General features: G+C 45.6%; 23 protein-coding genes and 1 riboswitch. Of the genes, 12 read left to right on the top strand and 11 right to left on the bottom strand.

Features of this window, described 5'->3' with window-relative positions; all coding sequences use genetic code 11:
- Nucleotides 1–183 precede the first annotated feature (183 nt).
- On the bottom strand, nt 184–672 hold the full coding sequence (locus G9G57_RS07855) for a DUF6933 domain-containing protein (RefSeq protein ID WP_107734000.1): 489 nt from the start codon (nt 670–672) through the stop codon (nt 184–186).
- Between the two features lie 306 nt (nt 673–978).
- On the opposite strand from G9G57_RS07855, the gene G9G57_RS07850 reads away from it, so the two are divergent.
- From G9G57_RS07850 to G9G57_RS07825, 6 genes are all read left to right on the top strand, one after another.
- Entirely contained in the window at nt 979–1,686 is a 708-nt protein-coding gene (locus tag G9G57_RS07850) for a response regulator transcription factor (RefSeq protein ID WP_107734001.1), read from the top strand.
- A gap of 1 nt (nt 1,687) precedes the next feature.
- Nucleotides 1,688–2,632: a sensor histidine kinase gene (locus tag G9G57_RS07845; protein WP_107734002.1), complete on the top strand. Its 945-nt coding sequence runs from the start codon at nt 1,688–1,690 to the stop codon at nt 2,630–2,632.
- 102 nt (nt 2,633–2,734) lie between these two features.
- A complete protein-coding gene (locus G9G57_RS07840) occupies nt 2,735–3,658 on the top strand; it encodes an ABC transporter ATP-binding protein (protein ID WP_107734003.1) in 924 nt (307 codons plus the stop codon).
- Nucleotides 3,651–4,343 (top strand): ABC transporter permease, encoded by a 693-nt coding sequence (locus G9G57_RS07835; protein ID WP_016821175.1) that lies wholly within the window; start codon nt 3,651–3,653, stop codon nt 4,341–4,343. Before G9G57_RS07840 ends, G9G57_RS07835 begins: the two co-directional genes overlap by 8 nt.
- Before the next feature lie 124 nt (nt 4,344–4,467).
- A riboswitch (FMN riboswitch) is annotated at nt 4,468–4,612 on the top strand.
- A gap of 171 nt (nt 4,613–4,783) precedes the next feature.
- Entirely contained in the window at nt 4,784–5,731 is a 948-nt protein-coding gene (locus G9G57_RS07830) for a DMT family transporter (protein WP_107734004.1), read from the top strand.
- 226 nt (nt 5,732–5,957) lie between these two features.
- Complete coding sequence (locus tag G9G57_RS07825; protein ID WP_164964800.1) at nt 5,958–7,988, top strand: methyl-accepting chemotaxis protein; 2,031 nt, start codon at nt 5,958–5,960, stop codon at nt 7,986–7,988.
- Nucleotides 7,989–8,127: 139 nt separating this feature from the next.
- Here the strand turns inward: G9G57_RS07825 and G9G57_RS07820 are convergent, their stop codons facing one another.
- Nucleotides 8,128–9,609: a carboxylesterase/lipase family protein gene (locus G9G57_RS07820; protein WP_164964833.1), complete on the bottom strand. Its 1,482-nt coding sequence runs from the start codon at nt 9,607–9,609 to the stop codon at nt 8,128–8,130.
- Nucleotides 9,610–9,761: 152 nt separating this feature from the next.
- Entirely contained in the window at nt 9,762–10,325 is a 564-nt protein-coding gene (locus tag G9G57_RS07815; protein WP_164964799.1) for a GbsR/MarR family transcriptional regulator, read from the bottom strand.
- Between the two features lie 514 nt (nt 10,326–10,839).
- Here G9G57_RS07815 and G9G57_RS07810 point away from each other — a divergent pair.
- Nucleotides 10,840–12,063, top strand: coding sequence for a quaternary amine ABC transporter ATP-binding protein (locus tag G9G57_RS07810; protein ID WP_014599546.1), 1,224 nt, complete (start codon nt 10,840–10,842; stop codon nt 12,061–12,063).
- On the top strand, nt 12,038–14,629 hold the full coding sequence (locus tag G9G57_RS07805) for a glycine betaine ABC transporter substrate-binding protein (protein WP_164964798.1): 2,592 nt from the start codon (nt 12,038–12,040) through the stop codon (nt 14,627–14,629). The genes G9G57_RS07810 and G9G57_RS07805 overlap by 26 nt, the downstream gene beginning before the upstream one ends.
- Before the next feature lie 83 nt (nt 14,630–14,712).
- Here the strand turns inward: G9G57_RS07805 and G9G57_RS07800 are convergent, their stop codons facing one another.
- The 6 genes from G9G57_RS07800 to G9G57_RS07775 form a co-directional block, all read right to left on the bottom strand.
- Entirely contained in the window at nt 14,713–15,936 is a 1,224-nt protein-coding gene (locus G9G57_RS07800) for an ABC transporter permease (protein ID WP_164964797.1), read from the bottom strand.
- Nucleotide 15,937: 1 nt separating this feature from the next.
- On the bottom strand, nt 15,938–17,302 hold the full coding sequence (locus tag G9G57_RS07795) for an HlyD family secretion protein (RefSeq protein WP_016821183.1): 1,365 nt from the start codon (nt 17,300–17,302) through the stop codon (nt 15,938–15,940).
- A 24-nt stretch (nt 17,303–17,326) separates the two neighbouring features.
- Nucleotides 17,327–17,911, bottom strand: a complete 585-nt coding sequence (locus tag G9G57_RS07790; protein WP_016821184.1) for a TetR/AcrR family transcriptional regulator — start codon at nt 17,909–17,911, stop codon at nt 17,327–17,329.
- A 255-nt stretch (nt 17,912–18,166) separates the two neighbouring features.
- On the bottom strand, nt 18,167–19,534 hold the full coding sequence (locus tag G9G57_RS07785; protein ID WP_123796901.1) for an ABC transporter substrate-binding protein: 1,368 nt from the start codon (nt 19,532–19,534) through the stop codon (nt 18,167–18,169).
- 117 nt (nt 19,535–19,651) lie between these two features.
- The gene (locus G9G57_RS07780) at nt 19,652–20,473 is read right to left on the bottom strand and encodes a carbohydrate ABC transporter permease (RefSeq protein WP_016821186.1); all 822 of its coding nucleotides are present in this window, start codon (nt 20,471–20,473) and stop codon (nt 19,652–19,654) included.
- Nucleotides 20,470–21,435, bottom strand: a complete 966-nt coding sequence (locus G9G57_RS07775) for a carbohydrate ABC transporter permease (protein WP_016821187.1) — start codon at nt 21,433–21,435, stop codon at nt 20,470–20,472. Before G9G57_RS07775 ends, G9G57_RS07780 begins: the two co-directional genes overlap by 4 nt.
- Nucleotides 21,436–21,628: 193 nt before the next feature.
- Here G9G57_RS07775 and G9G57_RS07770 point away from each other — a divergent pair, with 193 nt between their 5' ends.
- Nucleotides 21,629–21,949 (top strand): hypothetical protein, encoded by a 321-nt coding sequence (locus G9G57_RS07770; RefSeq protein WP_044785783.1) that lies wholly within the window; start codon nt 21,629–21,631, stop codon nt 21,947–21,949.
- A 117-nt stretch (nt 21,950–22,066) separates the two neighbouring features.
- Here G9G57_RS07770 and G9G57_RS07765 read toward each other — a convergent pair whose 3' ends face one another.
- The gene (locus tag G9G57_RS07765; RefSeq protein WP_025364291.1) at nt 22,067–22,441 is read right to left on the bottom strand and encodes a hypothetical protein; all 375 of its coding nucleotides are present in this window, start codon (nt 22,439–22,441) and stop codon (nt 22,067–22,069) included.
- 366 nt (nt 22,442–22,807) lie between these two features.
- On the opposite strand from G9G57_RS07765, the gene G9G57_RS07760 reads away from it, so the two are divergent.
- Nucleotides 22,808–23,596: a polysaccharide deacetylase family protein gene (locus tag G9G57_RS07760; RefSeq protein WP_031463100.1), complete on the top strand. Its 789-nt coding sequence runs from the start codon at nt 22,808–22,810 to the stop codon at nt 23,594–23,596.
- A gap of 89 nt (nt 23,597–23,685) precedes the next feature.
- On the opposite strand, the gene G9G57_RS07755 is transcribed toward G9G57_RS07760, so the two are convergent.
- Nucleotides 23,686–24,660, bottom strand: coding sequence for a sugar-binding transcriptional regulator (locus G9G57_RS07755; RefSeq protein ID WP_238799273.1), 975 nt, complete (start codon nt 24,658–24,660; stop codon nt 23,686–23,688).
- 135 nt (nt 24,661–24,795) lie between these two features.
- Between G9G57_RS07755 and rpiA the strand changes: the two genes are divergently transcribed.
- Both rpiA and G9G57_RS07745 read left to right on the top strand, forming a co-directional pair.
- Complete coding sequence (gene rpiA / locus G9G57_RS07750) at nt 24,796–25,473, top strand: ribose 5-phosphate isomerase A (RefSeq protein ID WP_164964796.1); 678 nt, start codon at nt 24,796–24,798, stop codon at nt 25,471–25,473.
- 30 nt (nt 25,474–25,503) lie between these two features.
- Nucleotides 25,504–26,472, top strand: a complete 969-nt coding sequence (locus G9G57_RS07745; RefSeq protein ID WP_164964795.1) for a Gfo/Idh/MocA family protein — start codon at nt 25,504–25,506, stop codon at nt 26,470–26,472.
- Nucleotides 26,473–26,482: the final 10 nt, after the last annotated feature.

Below are 26,482 nucleotides of genomic sequence, written 5' to 3'. Positions count from 1 at the left end.
ATGATTCATTTCATCGCAAGCATGACTATCCTGTGAGTTATAAAAAAAGCATCCCCTGCCTGCATGAACTTTGAGGATACTCTTTTGGCATGTCCTAATCAGCAGAAATCCTTTAGAAATCAGGACAGCTTGGGACTACAAACCATCCATATGTAAGCAATTAAACTCTCAACTACTCTCTACTTAATAATGCTTTTCTAGCAGTTCCTTAAAAACATCAATCGGGTACTTGTATTGATCCGTTTTGAACACAATCCGGTTATTCCACTGGTTCTTTTCCAGCTCGCACCCATGCTCCATGTCCAGTTCCTTCATAATAAATATAATCTCATCTAAGGTTACCATCACACTATGTCTATTCGTCGTAGTCGCCAGCATCTGCTCGCCTTCCTGTATGTATGCCTTAACGATCTGTTCATCAAACCCTTCGCTGATCATTAATTCCTTCAAGGTTTGTACAAAAAGAGACGGCAGGTTTTTGTACTGCGATTTTTTAATCCCAAACAGCGTGACGCTTAAGCGGGAAATATCATGCATAAACACAATATTTTTTCTCCGGTTCAGTAAAAACAAGCTGGCATGCCAACTATTCAAAGGCGGATAAATATCAACTTGAAGTGGTTCAGTCTCCCATTCCTTCAGCAGTTTTTGGGTTCCCCGTATAACAAACATCATTGCTCTCCTTTATTGACGGTTCTGTACCGTAGCTCGTGATCTGACATCCCTAATCTCTCACATTAGGCTTGCCCCGGAAATTATAACACCGTATTCCAAACATCGGATTATAGACTATTTCAGTATAGGATAGGGGAATTATTAATTACCTGACACTGCTGAACGTAGCTCCTTCGGGACAATCCAGGGCATTTTCGTTTTCTTAGTGGATATTTTTTATGGAAATCCCCTTCACCGCTCTATATAATTCAGGTACAGTTCGTCACACGAGCTTAATCTAAAAATTAGGGGTGTTCCACACCTATGTCACAGCATATTTTACTTATTGAAGACGATCTATCCATTGCTGAAATGCTGCTCAAAGCACTCACCAAGGAGGGATACAATTTAACCACCGCCTATGACGGAGAAGAAGGACTTATTGCCTTTGAACGGCATAACTATGACCTCGTACTCGTGGATCTGATGATGCCAAAGGTTGATGGTATGGAGGTAATCCGCCGAATTCGTACCCGCAGCGCCGTGCCGATTTTGATTATGTCGGCTAAGGACAGTGATGTGGATAAAGCGCTTGGACTGGGCTTCGGGGCAGATGATTATGTTGCCAAACCTTTCTCAATGCTCGAAATGACGGCTCGTATTCAGTCCGCGATCCGCAGATCGACTACCTATGCCCGTCTGCAACAGCAGGAGGAACAGCCGCAAGCACAAGTGTTGACCTATGGAAATTTGCGCATTGATTTTGATCATTTTACAGTCATACGCGATGGAAATGAAATTCAGCTAACAGCCAAAGAATCCGATATTCTGAAGCTGTTTGCATCCAACCCGAATCGGGTATTTACGAAAGCTCAACTATACGGATTTATTTGGAAAGACGATTATATGGGTGATGAGAATGTGATTAATGTCCATATTCGTCGCCTGCGTGAGAAAATTGAAGAAGATCCCTCCCACCCTGTCCACATTAAGACGCTGTGGGGCATCGGCTACAAATGGGAGAATGGTTGATATGAGCATCGAAATCATTTTCGAATGGATTGTCGTCCTCATGATGTCCGTCGTTATTATATGGCTTTGGCAGGAACGTGTATCCCATAAGCGCAAAATAAAGGATATCCGAACCGCCCTAGAGCGGATCGTGACCGTGAATCATGCCGAAAAGCTGCTATATGTCACAGGTGATGTTGAACTGCAACGACTCATGACGGAAATTAACCGACTACTAGACTTAAATCTGAGAGTATCAGCCGATTACAACCGAGGCCAAATCGCTATGCGTAAAATGATTTCGAATATTTCCCACGACCTCAAGACCCCGCTTACCGTTGTGCTTGGATATGCCGAGATGCTGGATGGCGATCCAGATATTTCGTCAGAAGAACGTATAAAGCTGCTATCCAGAATTCATCAAAAGACAAGCGAAGCGATTGAGCTGATCGGAAGTTTTTTTAGTTTGGCGAAGCTGGAAGCCAACGATACGGATATTCCACTGACCCGACTGGAGATAGGAGAACTGTGCAGACGCAGCATTTTGGAGTTTTATGATCTGCTGACGGCTCAGGGTTTTACGGTACATATTGACATTCCGGAGCATCCCATTTATGCCTTGGGGAACGAAGGAGCCATTGGGCGGGTGCTGAGCAATCTGATTTCAAATGCCATTCGCTACGGGGCAGAGGGTCGAACGCTAGGCCTGACGCTGTCAGAACAGCAGGATACAGTGCGTATAGAAGTGTGGGATCGTGGAAAAGGCATACAGGAGCCGGAGCAGGATAAGGTTTTTGAACGCATGTACACACTTGAGGATTCCCGTAATAAGGCGGTACAGGGCAGTGGACTGGGTCTTACGATTGCCAAGCGCCTGGTTGAATGCATGAATGGAGAGATGCAATTGACCAGCAAACCTTATGAGCAGACCGTCTTCTCTTTTACCTTGAAGAAGATCAACTATTAAGCGAGCTGCTCAACTTAATAAATTTGTAAGGATTACGAAAGAAAAATGAACATTTCGCCCTGTATTCTTGAATTATCAACAGTATACGAAGGGAGAACACCCATGACTTACATAATACGTACACATCATCTGACCAAAGCCATGAAGGGCAATGAAATTATAGCAGGGGTCAGTATGAATGTGCGCAAGGGGGAAACCTATGGCTTTCTCGGTCCCAATGGGGCAGGCAAGACAACGATCATGAAAATGATTACCAACCTGCTCAAGCCGACATCGGGTGAGATTGAACTGTTCGGTGAAAAGCTAACGCCACAGTCTTATCATCTGCTCGGACGGATAGGTTCGATTATTGAATACCCGATTTTTTATGATAGACTGACGGCTCAGCAAAATCTCGAACTTCATTGTGAATACATGGGCTATTATAATAAACAGGCTGTCCGGGATGCGCTAGAATTAGTGAACTTGCGGAATGCGGGTGACAAGCCAGTAAAAGACTTTTCACTAGGAATGAAGCAGCGTCTCGGGATTGCCCGAGCCATTGCGACCAAGCCAGAGCTACTCATTTTGGATGAACCAATTAATGGTCTGGACCCAGTGGGAATTAAGGAAATTCGGCAGTTATTCCACATGTTATGCAAGGAATATGGGATGACGCTGCTCGTATCCAGTCATATTTTAGCGGAAATAGAGCAGATTGCGGATACAATAGGTGTGATTAATCACGGACGGCTGATTGAGGAAGTTTCGATGGAACAGGTACGGGATACCAATACAGAATACATCGAATTTACGACCAACGATTGTAAAAAAGCGGCCTACGTCCTCTCCCATCATCTGAGTCTGAATAATATAAAGGTACTCAATGAACAGAGTATACGTATTTACGATATGAGTGTACCGCAGAAGCAAATTACGAAAACGCTCATTTTAAATGATGTAGAAGTCGATTCCATTCATCAGAAAAGCAGTACGCTGGAAGACTACTTTTTACGTCTGTTACATGGAGGTGAGCCCCATGCTTAGATTAATACAGTTGGAGATGAAAAAGCTTCATCTGGCGGGTTATATCCGTTCAGCACTGATCGCCAACGCCTGTATTTTGGGGTTGCTCTGTATTATTGCGCTGGATAGCCAAAATGAAGGAGTACCCGAATTTACACAGTACGCTCAGCTTCTTGATCTCATGGACAATATGGTGAGAGCCACATTTATTGTATTTGCCTCCGTTCTGCTATGCCGTTTTATCGTAGGAGAATTTAAGTCCAAATCGATTACAATCTTGTTCATGTATCCGATTCATCGTCAAAAGCTGATGATCGCCAAACTCTTGATTGTGCTGCTGTTTACGTTCTTGTCTGTTGTTATATCGGAAATCATCATTACGGCTGCGATTCATTTGCTCAACCAGTTTGTCATGATTGTACCGGATAAGCTTACTCTTTCCATACTGGCCGAACAATCCGCGCGGACGCTAATCAATGCCGTGGCCGCCAGTTTTATGGGATTGGTTCCGCTGTATATGGGAATGCGAAGATACTCAGTACCCACGACTATTGTGACCTCGATTCTGGTTGTAGCCTTGCTTTTCTCCAATAATAACGGCGCTACACTTAGCTCCATTGCCCCCGTGCAAATCAGCTTCTCTGTGCTGGGAATGATTGTAGCTTATGCGGCAATTCGGCGCATTGAGTATAAGGATATTGCTTAGTAATATAGATTTTAGTGGAACGCTTTCAAAAAAAGATGAAAATCCTTGTTAGATATACACACATTTTTCACTGGACTTCATTCTAAAACAGGTATATCCTATAGGAGAAATTAAAAAACGGAATAAGGATCTTCGGGGTAGGGTGAGATTCCCAACCGGCGGTATGGCTCATGGAGCTAAGCCCGCGACTCTGTATCTGGCAACAGGATACGGACTGATTTGGTGAGATGCCAAAGCCGACGGTAAAGTCCGGATGGAAGAAGATCGAAGTATGAACATGCCGCAAAGTGAATGAATGCTGCGCTATTGTTTTTGCAGTAACTTCATTTAACTTGTATCAAACGGCAAGTTTATTTGATCACCCCCCGTCTTGCATGGCTTTCGCCATGGACGGGGGTTTTTGTGCCACCGGTCCTGTATTCGCAAGGAGCTAAATAAGTATGAGTCAATCATCAACTGTACTATCATCCAAAGGTTTTGATCGTAGCTCCCACATGAAAAGCGGTTTTTGGCTAGTCGCGATCGGAGCGGCCTTGTGGGGTGCAGACCCGTTGTTTCGTATTATTTTGTTAAAGTCATTTACCTCAGCACAAATCGTACTGATGGAGCATGTGCTGCTCTTTATCGCTCTGACGCCGATGCTGTGGAAGCATCGCGAGGAGCTCAAAACGATACGATTTCGTCAGGTTTTCGCTATTTTGTTCGTCTCGTGGGGCGGCTCGGCACTGGCCAGTGTGATTTTCACCATGGCACTCAGCAACGGTGATCTGAATGCAGTTCTTTTGCTCCAGAAGCTTCAGCCTTTGGTTGCTATTATTCTGGCCCGCGTTATATTGAAGGAAATGCTACCGCGTCATTTTGGAATATTAATTGTCATCGCTCTGTTCGGAACGTATCTTTTGACCTTCGGTTGGTCGCTTCCCTTTGGGCATGTTCATGATTTTGTTCACGTTGGTAGTCTGCTCGCACTAGGTGCAGCGGTTCTGTGGGGCGGTTCGACCGTTATGGGTAGCTACTTGCTTCGTTCGATGAAATATGAGACGGTAACCTCCCTCCGCTTCATGGTGGCGCTCCCTCTGCTCATTGTTCTCACCTCGGTGGAGCATGCTCCGTGGAATATGCCTACAGGTACATGGGCGGCCGCAGCTGTAATGATCAACTTGCTGCTGCAAGCATTGCTTCCGGGTCTTCTGAGTTTATTACTGTATTACAAAGGCTTAAGTACAACCAAAGCTTCTTATGCTACGATGGCAGAATTGAGCTTCCCCATGGTTGGTGTCGTAATTAACTGGATCGCTTTCCAGCAAATCGTTACCGTAGCGCAATTGACTGGTTTTATGCTGATCTGGATTACACTCTTTATGATTTCTCGTCAGCAGAAAAATTAATAGCTTAATCTTCTTTCATGCTCATCCAAGCCAAATCGTGAAGATGCTTTTGCATCTCTGATTTGGCTTTTTATGTATTCATATTCATATTAATATTAGTTCCTAAGACCTATTTTCTCAAAAAAAGTGTACTATTCCTCGTTTTTAAAGATTACATCTATAAAATTAGTCGATTTATGTCGAATAAAACTATGTAGTGATCATCTGACACAGAGGAGAAAAAACGATGACTAAAGCAAAACAAACAGTTCCGTGGTGGAACAGGTTTCTCAAGCAGTTTTATTTAATGAGGACAAAATTAATAATATCTTTTTTGGCTGTGTTATTGATTCCAAGCGTACTTATTGGATACTTTTCTTATCAGGGGGCCACGACACAGCTCAGTCAGCAAATGGCTAGTTCCGTATACACGAATCTGTATCTGATCCAAAGCAATGTCAATCAGTATGTATCCCCGATCATGAAGGACGTGGACGTTCTTACCAGTGAAATCCAGGCTGACTCCATTGGTTCCGATCAAGAAGCCCTTCAGAAAAAGTTGGATGACATCGTCAAAGCTCATCCTGAGTTAGATGCCGCGCTCCTCGGCAATGCGAAAGGAGAATATATCCGTTCTCCGCTAAAAAAGGAGGCTGATTATGATCCTAGGGAGAGAAAATGGTACAAAAATGCGATGCTACATAAGGGCAACATATTTGTCGGTGTTCCAGTTGCCAGCGTTACGACAGGGAACCTAGTAGTTAATGTATCGGCAACGCTGAAGAACGGTGAAGGGGCTGTTGCATTGGCTTTGAATCTGGACAAGATGGGGGACAGTCTGCAGTCTGTTAAGATAGGCGAACGCGGAGGACTCATCATTGTTGATTCTGATCATAAGGTTGTATCTGGAGCTGGAACAGCCTTTGACAAGACTGGCAAAAAACCGGCTGACACTATGGAGGGACTTCCCAAAGTGGCGGCAACCGGAGAAAATAATACTCCTTCCGTGTCGCAAATTAAATTTATGAATCGGGATGTGCTGGCCTTTACACTTAAGGACCCTCTCACTGGATGGAATATTGTTGCATTATCGGATCTGGAGGATTACAGTGATGCAGCCCAACCGATTCTGAGGCAAAGCCTGATTGTAATTGTTATTTCCATACTGGCCGCTGCGATCATCATAGTGCTAATGATCCGCTCATTCCTGATCCCTCTCAAGAAGCTGCAAGCAGGAACACGGATCGTCCGTGATGGAAATCTGACCGAACGTGTTAATATATCTAGAAAGGACGAGTTCGGCGAGCTGGCACAGAATTTTGACCAGATGACACATTCCTTGCATACGATGGTCTCCGAGGTCAACCAAACGTCCTCACGGCTTGCTTCCTCTTCTCTGGTAATCAAGGAAAGCACAGAACAAACGACGGAGTCCGTACAACACGTAGCGGAAACGGTTATGGAATCCGCAGAAAATGCAGCAACCAGCGCCGAGGCATCCGAGCAAACTGCCAATGCCGTTGAAGAAATGGCGAAGGGTGTCAGCACGATTGCCGAATCGGCAAGCTCCATCGTGGATTCAGCAGGACAAACCGAGCAAGACGTAGCTCAAGGCAGTCAAATGATTAGCCATGTGCGGACACAGATGGACCGCATTCTGGAAGCTGTAAGCCAAACGGCTAGTCTGATGGATGAGCTATCCCAACTCTCGGACGATGCGAAGCAAATGAATGCGGCTATAGCTGCCATTGCCAAGCAAACTAATTTGTTGTCCCTGAACGCATCTATTGAAGCCTCCAGAGCAGGCGAAGCTGGGCGTGGCTTTGCCGTAGTCGCTATAGAGGTACGCAAACTGTCGGAACAGTCCAAGGAAAGTGCCGATTCCATCAGTCAGATCATTACGCAGATGCTCGACTTGATTCAACGCTCTACTGCTACGATGAACGGTAATGTTCGTAATCAGGTGGGTGAAGGATTACGAATTAGCCAAGATGCAGAAGGTGCATTTGCGAATATTGAACGCTCAACTTCTCACATTGTGGAACAAATTCAAAGTGTATCCGCTGCTGCTGAACAAATCTCAGCCAGTACGGAGGAAGTTTCCGCCACTGTTACCCATTTGGCAAGCCTATCCCGCAATTCGGCGGACAGTTCGCAGACAACCTCCGCTGCCGCTCAAGAGCAAATGGCAGCCATGGAGGAAATCGCATCTTCCTCACAAGAGTTGTCCAACATGGCACAGGATCTGCAAGAGCTGGTTAAGCGATTTAAGATTTAGCTTCCACAGCTATTTTTGAAATTTCATCAACAAAAGCTCAACAGCGCTTTATCTGTTTACTAACAAAAGCCTTCGTCCGCATACAAAATACGGGCGGAGGCTTTTTCGTTGAATCCTTGAAACAATGTCTCGTATTTACCTATATGCTCATCTGCCCCATTAGTTGGCGGCGTCTATCCCCTTCTGGATCATGTTCCACCATAATATTCTGATGAAAAATGGCTGTAGCTCGCTGTTGCTTGTCGTACATCGGCCATGCCGTCTCAGGCAGCATGGGCTTCCCTTCACGTGCAAAAGCAATCCATGCCTGCTGCATATCATGAGCAAGCTTCTGCATCGAAGGCTGAATCTCTAATCCCAGCTTGCCCAGCAGCTTCAGATTATCGAAAACAAAAGCAATCTCTGCACCGTGCACCGCTTGTTCAAAGGTAGGATGTCCTGGCAGTGTCCAATCAAAACGATACATCCATACCGATGCATACGCCGACTGTGCAGCGGCAAGAGCCAACGCGGGACGCCAAAAAATGAGATCGGTCAACATTTGCGCCTGTCCCTCAATAGTAACTGGAAAAGGCTCTATCAGGTCGCCAATGTCGGACATGCCTGTCATCATTTCCAATGCCTGACGTGCTGTTGGCTTGTTCATTAGATGGGATTCTTTGCGGATGAAATAGTTCCCCTCATGCAAGTTCGTTCCAATCATAACAGATACCTGTTTGGCTGAGCCTTGGGCGATTGCAGACAGGGGTACATCCGGCAAGGTCACCCCGTCTACAACGGGTTGATAAATCATCGCCATCCCTGGTCCGATGACTTCATGTGTTTTTGCCATAGCGAGCATCAACGCATCTATCGGCAACGTAAACAATCGCTCAGGATGCTGAGTGTCTACACCCAGTTGCTGTAAATACACAGCCGCCACTTGCTCGGCCTGTGCAGTTGGCAACACCTGCGATGCCCCGCTCTGCAAAATTGCACGCTGGAACAGCCCCTCAGCGGCTGGCATCGCCAATAAAGCGGCAATACTCATCGCGCCTGCCGATTCACCGAACACCGTTACTTCATTCGGATTGCCGCCAAAGGCAGAAATATGATCCCTAACCCATTTTAGCGCAGCGATTTGATCCAACAGTCCGGCATTTGAGGTCAGCCCATTTCCCTTTGGAGTCAAATGCAAAAATCCTAACGGCCCTAACCGATAATTGACCGTAACTACAACAACATCGCCATTCTTCGCCATGCGTTCCCCGTCATATAAAGGGATAATCCCAGATCCAGTGACAAAGGCACCACCATGAATCCACACCATCACCGGACGTCCCTTCTCAGGAGCCTTCGAAGCTGGTGTCCAAATGTTCAGGTACAAGCAATCCTCGGACTGCTCCGGCGGTTCCACCAGATTTCCAGTCATACTTTCAGCGGAGGGCATGGGTTGCGGACAGATGGGTCCGAAACTCGTCGCAGTCCGTACACCCTCCCAAGGCTCCAAAGGCTGTGGCCCATGAAAACGTAGTTTTCCAACAGGAGGCTGTGCATATGGAATACCTTTCCATACATGATATCCATTCCTCGTTTCCCCACGTAATTGACCTAAACGAGTATGTACTGTAACACTCTCCATCATGAACCCTCCTTTATCTCGTATGTTTAACATAACGGTATACTATCAATCTTTACATATCTCTATTATACCCTTTGTGCAGGACCAAACCAAAAAATACCGGAAGCGCTTTTGCGCCCCGGCATTTTGTAAACAGGATGGGCTGATCGTGATTAGTCCCGAACCTCTTCTTTCGGAATCAGCTTGTAAATCTCTTCGCTTTCCATTGAATCAATCAATCGGTCTAGCCACTTGTAATAAGCCACAGCCTGCTTCATTTTCATACGGTCTTGCTGTAGAATCGCCTTAAATTCCTCGTATTCTTCACCCTGCGCCATCAATTTGTCCAGTTCATCCATGGCTTTGCGCAGTACGAGTAAATTTGTTTCTACTGCTTTTCTCCATTTAATAGCGAAGAAGTCAGTAAATGTTTGATACCAATCATACTCGACTTCATACAAGTCCTTGCGTGAGCCCTTGCTCCATACCTTGTTCACCATTTTCAGATCCAACAACGTTCGAACTCCTGTACTCATGCTCGTTTTGCTCATTTCCATTTCACGGCCCATCTCATCCAGCGTCATCGGTTTATCCGCAAAAAAAAGCAAACCGTACAAATGCCCCGCGGACAGAGTGATCCCATATAGGTCCATGTTTTTACCTATAGCTTCTATGACACGTTTGCGAATTTTTTGCAGCGATGCCTGCTGCTCATCACCTAACTGGTACAAGCTCATGCTTGCAACCTCCTAATTTTAGAGCATTTTGCACAACCTAGTATGAACGACTTACCCGTAAAGGATTAGCTTTGACGCAATATATGAAATCTTTCAATACTAAATGAAATGTTTCAAAAGCAAAGCTTCTGTCTATATTACAACAGCATGATCGTTCAAAATCATAATTCGCAAAATTGCTAATGATAGTAAACTTTTAAAATTATGGATATACATAAATCTTTTTCTTATGGTCATATTTCATTGTCTATTTTAAAAAAAGCACTATCGGTTGTAAAGTTCCGAATGTTTGAGCATTCTAAAGAACGAAGGAGCATATCGAAGAAAAGTTTGTACAGTTTTTTCTGTACGTACTTTACGAACAGTTTTTTTGTTTGAAATGTAAGCAATGCTTCTGTTACAATTAATTTTGTCATTAACCGTTCAGGATGTACAGAATTATGATTTTTATACTCAATCCATCATGCAACATGGGGTTAATACCAAGCAAAGTATAGAAAGAAGAGGTGTATGTATGACGATTTTGGAAGTCAAAAATGTCAGCAAACTCTTTGGTCCTCACGCAGAGCAAGGTGTTCCGCTCCTGGAGCAAGGCTGGGGCAAAGAAAAGCTGGCCAAAGAAAAACAGATTACTGTTGGTGTTAATAAGGCCAACATGGAAATTAAGCAAGGTGAAATTTTCGTAATTATGGGGTTATCAGGTAGCGGCAAGTCCACTTTGGTGCGAATGCTAAATCGCTTGATTGAGCCTACCTCCGGTGAAATTCTGGTCCACGGCAAAGATCTCCGTAAGATGAACAAAGAACAACTCCGCGAAGTTCGTCGTAAAACCATCAGTATGGTTTTTCAAAAGTTCGCCCTGTTCCCACATCGGACTGTATTGGAAAATGTAGAATACGGTCTTGAAATTCAAAAGGTAGATAAAGCACAACGCCAGGAAAAGGCACAACAAGCGCTGGAACTGGTTGGTCTTAAAAACTGGGGCGATAAGATGCCCGATGAGTTAAGTGGCGGTATGCAGCAGCGTGTCGGTCTGGCACGGGCACTCGCGAATGACCCTGAAGTTCTCCTGATGGATGAAGCATTCAGCGCATTGGATCCTCTCATTCGCCGTGACATGCAAGATGAGCTGCTGGAGCTTCAAGATAAAATGAAGAAAACAATTGTCTTTATCACCCATGATCTGGATGAAGCGCTGCGGATTGGTGACCGGATTGCATTGATGCGGGACGGAGTGGTCGTACAAATTGGTACACCGGAAGAAATTATGATCCAACCAGCTAACTCTTATGTAGCCCGCTTCGTCGAGGATGTGGATCTGTCCAAAGTATTGACGGCTGCTCATGTCATGCTTCGTCCAGAAACCATCACCATGGACCGCGGTCCGCGTGTAGCTCTGGAATTGATGCGAGAGCGTGGGATTTCCAATCTATTCGTCATTGATCGCACCAAAAAGCTACTGGGTGTTATTAATGCCGAGGATGCTGTTCATGCACTGCGCAACAATCTGAAAATTGAAGATATTTTGATCACTGACGGACCGCAGGTAACTGCTGAAACTGTCATTAATGATTTGTTTGAAATTACAAGCTCGTCCAAGGTGCCACTGGCTGTCGTCGATGACAAGCAGAAGTTGCTGGGCGTTATCGTCCGTGGAGCTTTACTGGGTGCACTTAGTGGAGATGTACCTACTACAAAGGAGGTGAATGCCCATGATACCGAAACTGCCAATCGCTGAGTGGATTCAATCCATTGTAGACTGGATGGGTATTCATCTGGCTGGATTGTTTAATGTTATTTCTTCGGTTATTGAAGCCGTAGTAGGCTTTTTCTCTGGCTTGTTTATGCTTCCACACCCTCTGGTGTTCATCGTGATCATCGGGATTATCGCCTTTATGATTGGGCGGGTACAGCTTACACTATTTACTGTCATCGGCTTCCTGCTGATTGATAATCTCGGCTATTGGAGTGAAACGATGAATACGCTCGGACTAGTCATCACGTCTGCGCTTGTATCCATTGTTATCGGGATTCCGATCGGAATCTGGTGTGCATACAGTAAATCAGCATCACGCATTATCACGCCTTTACTTGATTTTATGCAGACGATGCCTGCGTTCGTGTACTTACTCCCGGCGGTTACCTTTTTCAGCTTGGGTGTTGTACCAGGTGTTATCGCATCAGTTATCTTTGCGATCCCCCCAACCATTCGCATGACCAACTTGGGGATTATGCAAGTATCGGATGAGCTGGTTGAAGCCTCTGATGCATTTGGTTCAACATCGGCGCAAAAGCTGTTTAAAGTACAGCTGCCACTGGCATTGCCTACCTTAATGGCTGGTATTAATCAGACGATTATGCTGTCACTGTCCATGGTTGTTATTGCTTCCATGATCGGTGCGGAAGGTATCGGTGCAGTTGTGTATCGTGCTGTGACCCAGCTGCAAATTGGTAAAGGTTTTGAAGCCGGCTTGGCTGTGGTCGTTCTGGCTATTGTGCTTGACCGCTTTACACAAAACCTGTTTAAACCGACGAAAAAAAGCAAAAGTCGTGTATCCAGTAAGCAAAAAGTATGGATCACCTCAGCAGTTACAGCAGTTATTCTGATCGCTGGCGCATCTCAATATTTTGTTGGAACTGATCATTCCGCTGCTGGTAAAGGTAATGCTGCCAATCCGATTGGCGCAGAGGTTGATTATAAAATTATTGGTATTGATGCCGGGGCAGGCATTATGAAGTCGACGGCTAAAGCAATTCAAGACTACAATTTGTCTGATTGGAAGCTAGTCGAGGGTTCTGGTGCGGCCATGACAGCCACACTGGACAAAGCCATCAAAGCGAAAAAACCGATCATTATTACCGGTTGGACTCCTCACTGGATGTTCAACAAGTATGATCTCAAATATTTGGAAGACCCTAAAAAGTCTTATGGTGAAGCTGAGGGTATTCATACGATTGCCCGCAAAGGTTTGCAGCAGGATGCTCCTACTGCTTATGAGTTTCTAAAACGTTTCAAATGGACAGCGGAAGATATGGGTGAAATGATGGTTGCTATCCAAGGCGGAACCAGTCCAGAGCAAGCTGCCAAGGATTGGGCAGAGAAACATGCCGACAAGGTTCAGGAATGGACTCAAGGACTGCAAACTGTCAATGGCGATACCTTTAAGCTAAGCTATGTAGCTTGGGATTCGGAAATTGCGAGTACGAATTTGCTGAAATATATAATGGAAAACAAATTGGGTTATAAAGTAACCGCACTGCAAGTTGAAGCAGGTCCTATGTGGACGGGTGTCGCTAGTGGTGATGTAGATGCCTCCCCGGCTGCATGGCTGCCGTTAACGCATGCGGATTACTGGACTAAATACAAAGATAAGCTCGACGACCTAGGTGCGAATATGACTGGTGTTAAAACCGGATTGGTCGTTCCAACTTACATGAATGTTAAATCAATTACTGAATTGCAGGGGAACGGAGCCGAAGCGGCTCCGGCTTCCGCCGCTACTGGGGACTTTGGCAAGGAGGTCGGCTACCGTATTGTCGGTACCGACCCTGGCGCCGGACTGATGAAGCTGACTGCTAAAGCTATCAGTGACTATGGATTGTCTGACTGGAAACTGCTTGAAAGCTCTGGAGCTGCTATGACCGCTACACTGGATAAAGCTATCAAAGCCAAGCAGCCTATCGTTGTAACCGGTTGGACTCCTCACTGGATGTTTAACAAGTATGATTTGAAATACTTAAAAGACCCTAAAAAAGCATACGGTGATAAAGAAGAAATTCATACCATTGCCCGCAAAGGGTTGAAACAGGATGCTCCTGTGGCTTATGAATTTCTAAGCCGTTTCAAGTGGACTGCTGAAGATATGGGTGAAGTGATGATCGCAATTCAAGATGGTACTCCCCCACAGCAGGCTGCCAAGAACTGGGCTGATAAGTATCCTGATAAGGTACAGGAATGGATCAAGGGCTTGCAGCCCGTCAACGGCGATCCCCTGAAGCTGAGCTACGCTGCTTGGGATTCTGAAATTGCCAGTACGAACGTATTGAAATATGTATTAGAACAAAAATTGGGCTATAAAGTAACAGCGCTGCAAGTGGAAATCGGTCCTATGTGGACAGGCGTGGCTGGCGGAAGTGTAGATGCTACCGCAGCCGCCTGGCTTCCATTGACGCATGCTGATTATTGGGCTCAATATAAGGATAAAGTAGATGACATCGGAACCAGTATGACTGGCGTTATGTCCGGACTTGTCGTTCCATCCTATGTACCGATTGATTCTATTGAGGATCTTAAAACGCAATAATACTTCTTCCACTTTTAAATTATACTAATAAATAAAAGGCAGATCAGGTTACTCCTGATCTGCCTTTTTGATTAAAATTGCTCTCAGCCTTTAAGTGTAAATCCTTCTTGTACGGGCATATCGGCATGCTGTGCTGTCGTCTGATGCTGCCTAAAGAATAACGGATAGATCACGAAGGCCACCAGCAGACTCACACAACCAATGACGCCCAGAGCAATCAAATCCTTAAAGATGTAGGTGATATCCAGTCCCTTGAGAGTAATGTTCCGTACAGCGTCCAAATAATACGTTAATGGCAATATTTCAGCAAGTCCTCGCAAGAAGCCGGGCATTGCTTCCAATGGCCACGTATAGCCTGACAGCATAAAGGAAGGAACAGCAATGAGCATCAGAGTTTGTGTCGCATCCACTCTGGTCTTGGAAAAAAGACTGAACAGGAACCCTAATCCACACAAAGCAAAGTTAAAGACCAACGACACCAAAATCAATGGTAGTACCTGTCCCCTAAACGGAATATCGAAGCATAGAGCGCTAATACTGAATACAGTCAGCACATTGAAAGCTCCCGCCGCATAATAAGGTGCCAGCTTGGCAATAGCCAAGCGCCAAGGGGTATTTTTCCATGCGCCAAATCTTCCCCAAGTCCCTGCTTCCTTATCCCGCGTGCAAGACAACGCAATACCTAGCAGCAAACACTGCTGGAGAGCCGCAGAAATAACCCCCAACGGCATGAAAAGCTTATAATCATATACCGGGTTAAATAGCACTCTGGATCGGAACGGGATGGTAGTCAGCGTCGAGGCAGCCTGATCGGCGTTCATCCCTTTTTGCTTCATGGAATTAAGCGATACTCCGGCACTCACGCTACTAATGACCTGATTGGCAATCCGACTGGCACTATTGGAATACATCATATTACTGCCGTCAATCAGCGTAAGCACAGGTGGATTTTCCCCATGCTTAAGCCGAGAGGTAAAGTTATCTGGAATGACAATTCCGACCTTGGCTTCCCCAGTCTCTACCTGGCGGACTACATCATCCTGATTGGTCACTTGCCGTGTAACGGCAAATGAATCAGTCGCGTCGAACGCCTGAATGATTTGGCGACTAAGCTGCGAATTATCTCCGTCATACACCGTAACAGGCATCTCGGTAATCCGCTGATGCGAATACAGGAAGCCGAACAGTATCGTATACACAATTGGCGTAATCAGCAGAATAGCCATAAAGCGGCGGTCCCGGAAGATACTCAGCCATTCCTCGCGAAACACATCGCGGATACGAAGTCTTTCCTGTGAACCCTGCATATTACTGCGCCCCTTTGCCTGTAAACAGAACCGTGGAGCCTGTTGGAACGGAAGCCGCAAGATCCGGTAATGCTACCTTCACACCAAAGGAACGGACATCCTTATCACCTGAGCTTTGGCTCGGTTTTTGAATGGCAAAGTCCGCAGCCGATTCTAACAAAATGACTTTGCCCTTCAGCTCCTTACCGCCTGACAGTAATTTAACTTGAACTGTATCCCCTGCTTGAAGACCGTTCAGAGACGTTTCCGGTACATAGAATTTAGCCCAACGCTGTGTGGATGTTTCAATAGTATAGACAGGAAATCCTGCGCTAGCCATCTCACCCAAGCTAAGCGACTTGGATTTTACGATCCCATCCTCAGGCGCACGCAGCGTAGTATAGCCCAAATAGGTCTGAGCCTCCTGAAGTGCAGCTTCCGCCTGGGCTACCTGTGCATTGGCACCTTCAACCGCAGATTGTGCCTGCTCTACCGTCGATTGCGCCGCCTTCACAGCGGATTGCGCTTGCTCTACCGAAGCCTGAGCAGCTTTGACATCTTCCTGTTGCACAGCCACTTTGCCCGCTCCTGCCTGTGCTTCCTTCACTGCAGCCAAGGCTTGACGGTATTGGGCTTCAGCCGCCGTAATTTCCTCCTTACGGCTTCCCTCCCGCGCCATATCCAATTTTTGCGACTCAGCATTATACTTGGCTACTGCCTGTTGATGTTCCAATGTCGCTTGATCCAGTGAGGCCTGAGTTGCTGCACCGGCTTCTTGAAGCTTTTTGGCACGCTCCAGATTTTTAACAGTCAGGTCCAGCGTTTCCTTCGCTACCTTCACAGATGCTTGCAATTGCTCAATCTCCTGCGGTCTTGCCCCGCTCTTGAGGGCATCCAATTTCGCTTTGGCGGCGTTCGCAGCCGCTTGGGCCTGTTCTATCTGGCTGGAGGAAGCCTCAGCAGTCACACTGACCGCTGTCGTACCTTGGCTCTTCTTGGCCTGAGCGGCGCTCACGGTAGCCTGTGCCTGGCCTACGCCTGCTTGAGCCTGCAATACGCTGGCTTTCGCTTTGGACACATTGCTCTTGGCTGCCAGCAAAGCAGCCTGTGCTTGCTTCACCTTATCTTCCAGCTCACGGCTTTCCAGATGGGCTATCACCTGCCCTTTTTTTACCTTGTCGCCCTCATTCACCAGCATCTGATCAATACGTCCCGCCATCTTAAAGCTGGCATTGAGCGTATCGGATTCTACATAAGCCGTAGGGATAGAAGAAGATTCATCTGCGGATAAGCTGCTGCTCCCTCGTGGGAAAGCAGTCAAAGCATAGATTCCTACAGCGATTAAAATAATAAGTACGATGTAAATCGCATATTTTTTGGCTTTCATGTTCTCATCACTCCACTTGTCTATTTAATGTTGCATCCCCAGCGCGTTACATACAAATACTTCGGTACTTTCACGAACTTCCTGCAGATTCATCGTTTCGCCCCATACCATCGACCGCATTGGAGTAAAAATGTAAATGCCGAATAAACAATTTGCAGTCGTTTTTGCATCCAGCTTACTCGAAATTTTTCCATAGAACTTGCCGGAATCAATCTCTGCCTCCATAAAATCAAAATAGTCTGCCAGCACCTGCCTAATATTAAAATGCTGTTCCTGCGAGACCCAACCCTTACTGACCAGTAGACGGCAAAAATCCGGCTCTCTTCCAATGAACTCAATATGTACTTGGATCAGCTTGCGAACCCTCACTTCTACCTGATCCATAGGAATTTGAGCCATCGCTTCATGGATATCCTGGACAAAACGTTCCATTCCCATCTTCAAAATGTAAATGTACAATTCTTGCTTGTTTTTAAAATTGTAGTACAGGGTTCCTTTAGCTATGCCACATACCTTGGCAATTTCCTCCATATTTGTATCATTAAATCCTCGTTCGGAAAAAGCCTTGAGTGCGCCGTTAAAAATAATTTCCTTCGTTTGCTGTTTCATGCTTCCTCCTTTTTTGAACTGACCGTCCAGTACAAAAATTATGTATTTATTATAAGCCCATTTTCAGTTATCCAGCAATAGGAAATGTGCAAAAATGACCATTTTAGACACTTCGTCTAAACGATTATTCTAAAATAAAAATGCAAAAACGGATCGAATAAGTGAGGGGGTCACTCATTCGATCCGTTATTTCATAAAATCGGCTAATAAGGAGGCACATCTACGAATTATCAGCCGATTTTAAGGGAGGGCCGACTATTTCTTCACCGTTTGATTGTATTGCGCGATTTTGCCTGTAATTTCTTGTGCAGCTTGATCCAGAGCCTGTTTTGGCTGTTGCTGGCCACTCAGAACAGCCTCAATCGCACCTTCGACGATCTGACGCGCTTCTGGGAATACGCCCATCACTGCGCCTTGTGTAGCAGTAGATTGTGCCGATGCATGCAATTGGTCAACAGCTGTCTGGAATTGCGGATATTTTACCATGTTATCTTTGAGAACCTTCTCGTCATAGGCCGCCTTCGTGATCGGGAAGTACCCGGTATTCACACTCCATTGTGCCTGTACTGCTGGAGAAGCGACGAATTTAATGAACTCCCATGCCGCCTTTTGCTGGGCTTCAGGTTTGTTGTTCATGATGTATAAGCTCGCGCCGCCTACAACTACGCCGCCTTCTTTTGCTTCATTGGCTCTTGGCAGAAACCCTGTGCCTACTTCGAATTTATCGCCAACCTGCTCCACAATATTACGCAGCGAAGCGGTAGAATCCAGCGTCATCGCAATTTGTCCTGCGGAAAAGGCTTTCGCTGTATCGTCCGAGTTACGTCCCAAATTGGATACGACCTTTTCATCGATCATTTTCTTCCACCATGTCAGCGTTTTTACACCGGCATCCGAATTCAGCAACGATTCCGTAGCTGCTTGCTCACGTCCATTGCCATTATTCACATAGTCCGCGTTCTGATTGGCAAACAGTTGCTCCATAAACCAGCCGTAAATGGCAATGGATGCACCAGATTTACCATCCTTACTTAAGGCTTTGGCAGCTTTTTCGAATTCATCATACGTTTTCGGAGGATTAGCTGGGTCAAGTCCTGCGGCTTTGAAAGCATCCTTGTTGTAATACAAAATCGGGTTTGACGTATTGAACGGCATGGCGTTCAATTTGCCATCAATCGTGTAGTATCGTGTAATATTCGGTTCAAGCTGCGACAAATTGAACTTATCCGCATCAATAAACTGTTGTACAGGCGTGATCATTTTGGAGTCGATCATGAATTTACTGCCGATTTCGTATACTTGAATGATGTCTGGTCCGCTATTAGAACCAAGCGACGCTTTCAGCTTGTTCAAGCTGTCATCATATTTACCTTGATATACTGGCTCTACCTGAATGTCCTTATGACTAGCGTTAAAGTCAGCAGCAATCTGCTTGATCGCTTTTTCACCGTTGCCGGACATTGAATGCCACCAAGTCAGCTTTACAGGTGAAGTTGCTGCTGCCCCTGTATCATTACCATTACTCGGCTTCTCCGCCGCTGTATTGTTGCTACAGCCTGCTGCAACGACCATAGCAGTCAGAATAAGCAGGGTCAAAGCACTTTTCAAACGAAAAAATCTCATAATCTCTCTTCTCTCCCTTTGATTAAATGATTCTTGAATGAAATGTTTGTACTCTTGTGTGTTAAAGCTTTGTATATAGGCTGCTTGCGCAGGTGTTGCTGTCTTTTGCTTCTATAATTAGCCTTTAAGCGCACCCGCTGCCATTCCACGCACCAGCTGTTTTAATCCAAAGATCAGCAGGAGCAGAGACGGTAAAATGACAAGTGCCGTACCCGCAAACACCAGATTCCATGAAGTCGATTCCTGAAACTCCAACATAGATATGCCGATCTGTACGGTACGCATATTCTCGCTATTTGTGACCAGTAAAGGCCAGAGATATGAATTGTACATGTTCAGGAACGAATACACAGCCAGTGTTCCGAGCGCAGGACGCGATAACGGAAGCACATGAAACAGGAAATATCGGATATGTCCGCACCCATCCATACGAGCAGCCTCGAACAGTTCCTTGGGAAGCTGGAGAAAAAATTGTCTTAACAGGAACGTTCCGAACGCCGTCGCCAGAAATGGAACCGTCAACCCTTGATATGTATCAAGCCAGTTCCAGCTTCGTACCGTCAGATAGTTGGGAATAATAGTAACTTCCCAAGGGATCATCATCGTCGCGACAAACATGCTAAAAATGAAGTTTTTTCCCTTGAATTCCATTTTGGCAAAGGCATAGGCCGCCAAGCTGGCTGTAATCAGTTGTCCGATCATTGTCAGACCCGAAATGAGAAAGGTGTTGCCGATAAAGGCTGCAATCGGAACGATTTCAAACACTTCAGAAAAATTGGCCATATGAAAGGAATGCGGGAAAAAGCTTGGTGGGTAAGCGCTCGCTTCCTCCGGTGACATGACCGCCATAAAAAATGTATAAATAACTGGGTACAAAATCAGAGCGGCTGCAATCGTAAGCAGCACATACAATAATGTTGAATTCAGGTGTTGTTTCATTGGTAATGCACCTTTCTTTCCACCCACTTAAACTGAATCATCGTAAGCAGCAAAATGACAGCAAACAAGACAATGGCCTGCGCACTCCCTGTTCCGAACCGGAAATTAACGAAAGCTTCCTGATAAATGGAATATACAAATACATTCGTACTGTTCACCGGACCACCTTTGGTCAAGATATTAATTTGAGCGAAAGACTGGAAGGCACCAATGATGGAAACTACGGTCACAAAAAAGATCGTCGGTGATAGCAGCGGCATAGAGATACGCCAGAACGTGACCAACGGTCCGGCTCCGTCCATTTTGGCACTTTCGTACATGTCATCTGGAATCCCTTGAAGTCCGCTTGATAAGATAATGTAATTGAAGCCAAGATTCATCCAGATGGTCATTATGGCTACGGAGAACAACGCCCAATCTGGGCTGGTCAACCATGGAACTGGATTGATATGTAATAGGGAAAGCACATAGTTGAACATCCCCAGTGTAGGATGGAAAAGGAATTTCCAAATGACCGCAGATGAACCCACCGATAACACCATCGGTAGCGAGAAGGCAAACTGGAAGATACGCATTCCACGTAATTTACTGTGTGTAAGGGCAGCGAGTACCAGCGCCAGTAAAATACCCACAGGTACCGTCAATAGTGCAAAAAGCAGCGTGACCTTAATCCCCTGTAGAAACTGACCTGAGCTGAACAGCATAGCAAAGTTATCTAACCCCACATAATCTGCAACGTTTCCTGCGGGATCTGTAGAATGCAAGCTGAGATAAACGGACTTTATCATCGGATAAAACATAAATACAGCAAACAAAATAAGCGATGGAGCCAAAAAGGTATACGCCAGCGCGTTTTCGCGCAGTCTTTGAATTTTTAGCGAACCCGTGCGTATGCGAGCTTTAGACGATGTCCGTTGCTGGCTCCTCGTCCCCAGTCCCAAAGATTTGTTAAGTTCACCCAAAACGGAACGCCCCTTTCTTTTCAAACCAACCTCAGTAAGTGTATCGTTTTGATGTAAAGGGAACATCAAGTGAACTGGAGTAAAATGTTAATGTTTTGACTCTTTGTAAAACCTGTCTTACTTGGGTATTTGCACAAGGGCACAGGCTCCTGCATACGATATATCATTATATGAGTATGGAGGTCAGAGGCGAATGTCGTACAACACCGTCAGTCCGCAAACCTTATATCAAGCTAGACCGGAATTCCAACAAGAACTCAAAAAAGTCCACGATCATTTGCATTATCAATTGAGTCCCTACATGAACCACACGGTTAGGGTACAAACGATGGATCATCAGGTATATGAAGGAACGATTGCGCATATGGATGCGGATCATTTGTATTTGAGAGTGCCTCAGCAGTATCACTCATCCTCCTTAGGAGCCCCGATCCCTGATCGTTCCTATGCCTACAACAATGTCATTCTGCCGCTGGTGCTATTTAATTTGTTGGTTATAGTCCTGTTGAGCTAGCGCTCGATCCATGCAATCTGTCTAACTAAAAGACAAAAAAACCTCCAAATCCGTAAGGAGCCTACCCTTGGCACATTACGAAGTTGGAGGTTTTATTTATTTGTGTTTTTATAATCATTAGTTCTCACAGGAGATGCCTGCTTCCTGCTCTAGTACAGCTATAAAACGCTCTATACGTTCTTCATTCGGCAGGTGGCAGAACACCTCATTTACCCCCTGATTGATCAGCAGGATGCTCCCCTTAGTATCCGACAATTCCTTTTCCAGCTTAGCCAGCGAAATATGGTGATAATTAATGAATTTGATCCAAGGAATACCCATAGTGCAGGAATAAAAGATGATTCGTTGGGACGTTACTGCCAGCATTCCACAAAGCGGTATCTTCTCGGAGCTTTGCTGCAAATCATACGTACACCTAATAAAGGATCGGATGTGTTCGCCGGCTTCTAACGTCAGATTAATGGCTCGTAGCTCTTTTTCATCTGTTTTCATCCCGTCTCATCTCCTGTTCGAAGTTCAGGAACGAGTCGCAGCTCCATGACCTCAAATCAGCTTTTGCGGCTTGCCCCGTCGACCTCTTCCATTTTTCGTCAGAATAAGAACTGGACAATGACTGATCTCCACTGCACATTAAAACCAAGGATGGATATGTACAACTTAACATGGGCACAGGATGTTATCAACAAGCAAGCGAGCACTGTTATTGAGCAAAAATCAGCAATCTGTACCTTATACACTAGATAGTATTTTGGTGATTTATTTAGGTGATTGGTAATGTGAATTTCAGAAATGAGGAATGGTATACGCTTCTTCTTGGCAAGCTAATGTGAGAATACGTCAGAACGGAGAAGAAGCCTGATGAAATATAACCGTTTGCTATGCGCTGGAATCGCTGTTTCTTTGCTGAGTATTAGTCCTTGCCCCATTCCATATACGAATGCACAAGACACATCATACGCCTCTCCCGCTCCTACAAAGGGAAGAGCCTATTACGAAGAACGGGGCGACATTGTATGGGAAGTTCCTACCCATCGTAAGCTTATCGCTCTCACATTCGATGATGGACCGGACGAAAGCAATACTCCTGCCATTCTTGATTTACTTCAGAAATATGATGCGAAAGCGACCTTTTTTGTCGTCGGCAGCCGTGTAGAAAAGCTGCCACACCTTGTAAAACGGGAACGAGAGGAAGGACATGAAGTTGGCAACCATACCTTCCTTCATTCATCCTTTCAATATATTTCCCGCAATAAAGCTCTGTCCGAATTGAATCAAGGTCAGGCCAGTATCGTTCAGGCAACTGGAGCAGGGACCCATCTATTTAGACCACCAGGCGGCTCCTATAACGATACACTGGTCAAGCTATCCAAAGAGAAGGGACTGAAAATTATTTTATGGTCCTGGCATCAGGACACCCTAGATTGGCGAAAGCCCGGTGTACACCGTATCGCTGATAAGGTGCTTCGCAATGCCCGTAACGGTGATATTGTCCTCATGCACGATTATGTACATCAAAGTACACAAACCGTTGATGCCTTGAAGATTATTCTCCCTGAGCTCAAGAAAAGAGGTTATTCCTTCGTCACTGTATCTGAATTACTCTCTAATCGAGAAAAGCCGGATGGGCTGATTGAAGTGAATAAGTGAAAGAGCAATGTTGTACTTGTGACCTAAGATGATGGATCAGAAACTAGCCCCATGTTATCATGTGTACGCAAATAATCGTTCATATCATGTCATGGGGATTTGTTTTCAGTAGCTTGTTCCAGCAGTTTTAATGCTGTTTCTTCCGTTGTGATGAGCACATTCATGTAACCCCCATTCAATGCACCCAGGATTCCTGGAACCTTTTCTAATGATTCTGCTATACCGACAGAAAGCTTCGCCTTTTTGATTTGCTCCAGCGAAATGGTAAGGGTCCTATCTTCCAAACTTGTTTTGATCGAAGTACCGCTTTCGTCAAAGAAACGCGAGCAAATATCTCCGGCCGCCCGCCCATCTTCCAATTCTGTAATAAATGCATCGCCATAAAATCCTCTCCACTTCTCGTGCCCCTGCAATTTGGCTGAGCCAATGCCAAATAACGCAATATCCAACTTATCCCAATAATCAGAGATTGTCTTGAAGTAAGGGGAATTTATCAATTGCTCTCTGGTTTCCCTCTGCTCTGTAATCGCCGGTGCATCAATCATTAATGAACGGGCGTTCCACTTAAACGCTGCTTGATAACAAATAGTGTTCACATGGTAGCGGCTCTCTAGTTTTCCTGAGGGCCCGCCGACCATGGGAATGAACGTTACAAAAGGGCGGTTGTCGGTGGAGAATTCATCCACTACACTTGCTAGACTGCTTCCCCAAGAAAAACCGATAACATCCTTAGACTGAACCTTATGCTGTAGCCAATCTGAGCAAGCCCGGCCTATGGCTTTACGCTTAAGATGGCTTGGCTGAGCTGGATCGGTCATAACAACAATAGCTTCCTGAAGTCCAAAACATTCGCATAGCTTCTGCTCCAGTGGAAGCTGGTCGGCTGTCCCATAATTAATTGTAATACTCACAATCCCCTCTTCTCGTACCCGCTTCAACATCCGGCTGATAGTCGTCCGGTAAATGCCCAGCACTTTAGAAATTTCGCTCTGCGTCATATCCTGCTCATAATACATTTGGGCAACCTTAATTAAAAGTTTTCGGTCTTCCTGCAAATTCATCATCTCGCCCTCCCTTTGCGCATATTGCATTTGACAGATAAAAAAACCGTCGATATACTGTAGGCGATCATTTTGCACATATTTTATTATAACGCACAAATGTGCAGAGGATCAAATAATGACGGGGAGATGATTACTTTGAGCACGGATACGATAAAAAACAAATGTGCCAAAGAAGCTCTAACTTATATCCGAGATGATACAGTCATTGGACTGGGAGGTGGAAGCACCATCTCCTATTTAATCAGGCAGATTAAAGAATCTGGTCGGCGCGTTAAGGTAATAACCCCTTCCGGTGCTACAGCCGCCCTTTGTATCCAGCATGGTCTTCCGCTGCTTCCGTTATGGTCTGTGGAGCAGATTTCCGTTGCTTTTGACGGCTGCGATGAGGTCGATGAACAGCTACGGGCGCTGAAGAGCGGCGGCGGCATTCATACCAGGGAAAAACTGGTCGCAACGATGGCGGAGCACTACATATTACTGGTTGATGAGAGCAAGGTGGTAAAGGAACTGACCTTTAGTCATCCTGTCGTACTTGAGATTCTTGAGGATGCGCTATCTTATGTCCAAAAATCGGTTACCAGCCTGGGCGGCAACGGAATGGTCCGCAGCAGTCCAACTAAAGATGGGTATACCATTAGCGATTACGGGCATTTATTAATGGATGTTTATTTTCGGGAAAGGATAGATATCGAGAAGATTCAGAGCAGCCTAAAAAAGATTAGCGGAGTAATCGAGACATCATTGTTCACGGAGGAAGTGACAGGAGTGCTCGTTGGGAGCGAGCATGGAGTCCGATTTATGTCCCAAAAATAGACACACCAAAATAAGAACGGGGGCTTAACCATGGATCATTTGAAGTGGGGTATTATCGGACTAGGATCGATCGCTGCAGAATTCGCAGTCGCCCTAAATGAGCTTGGCGGAACACTGTATGCAGTATCCTCACGCACACTAGAGAAAGCTGAGGAATTTGCCAGCCGACACGGTGCCTTGAAGGCTTACGGCGGACACAGCGAAATGCTGCAGGACCCTGAGCTGGATGCGGTCTACATCGCCACACCGCACAGCCACCATTACCAATACGTGATAGACAGCCTTTCGATGGGAAAGCATGTCCTCTGCGAAAAGTCCATCACGATAAACAGCGCACAGTTACGCGAGATTGCTCGTCTTGCCGAAGAAAAACAATTAGTAGTGGCTGAAGCGATGACAATCTACCACATGCCACTTTATAAAAAGCTACGGCAGCTTCTGGACGACGGGGCCATCGGCCGTTTGAAAATGATTCAAGTCTCTTTCGGCAGTCATAAAGAGTACGATGTGAATAACCGCTTTTTCAGTAAGGATCTGGCGGGAGGGGCGCTGCTGGATATTGGAACATATGCCCTATCATTTGCCCGTTATTTTCTTTCGGAGCAGCCGCAAGAAATTCTATCGACTGTCAAACGCTTTGAGACAGGTGTCGATGAACAATCTGGAATCATTCTGAACAACAATGTAGAGGAAATGGCCGTCATCTCTCTGGCGATGAGATCTAAAATGCCCAAGCGGGGCATTGTGGCTGGGGAATTAGGATATATCACCGTGGATAATTTCCCTCGGGCCTCCAGCGCTACTGTTCAATATTTGGACGGAACTGTAGAACTGATTGAAATAGGAGATAGTGCTAAAGCCCTGCAGTATGAGATTGAAGAGATAGAGAGCCATATTTCCGGAAAAAGTAACCGGAATACCCTACCGCTCTCCCTCGACGTTATGGATATCATGAGTCAGATACGAGAGCAATGGGGAATTAAATACAGCTTCGAATAACAGGGTTATC

Origin of the sequence: Paenibacillus sp. EKM211P (genome assembly GCF_011066175.1) — a bacterium.
GTDB lineage: Bacteria > Bacillota > Bacilli > Paenibacillales > Paenibacillaceae > Paenibacillus > Paenibacillus polymyxa.
This window is presented reverse-complemented; position numbering and strand designations above follow the sequence as displayed.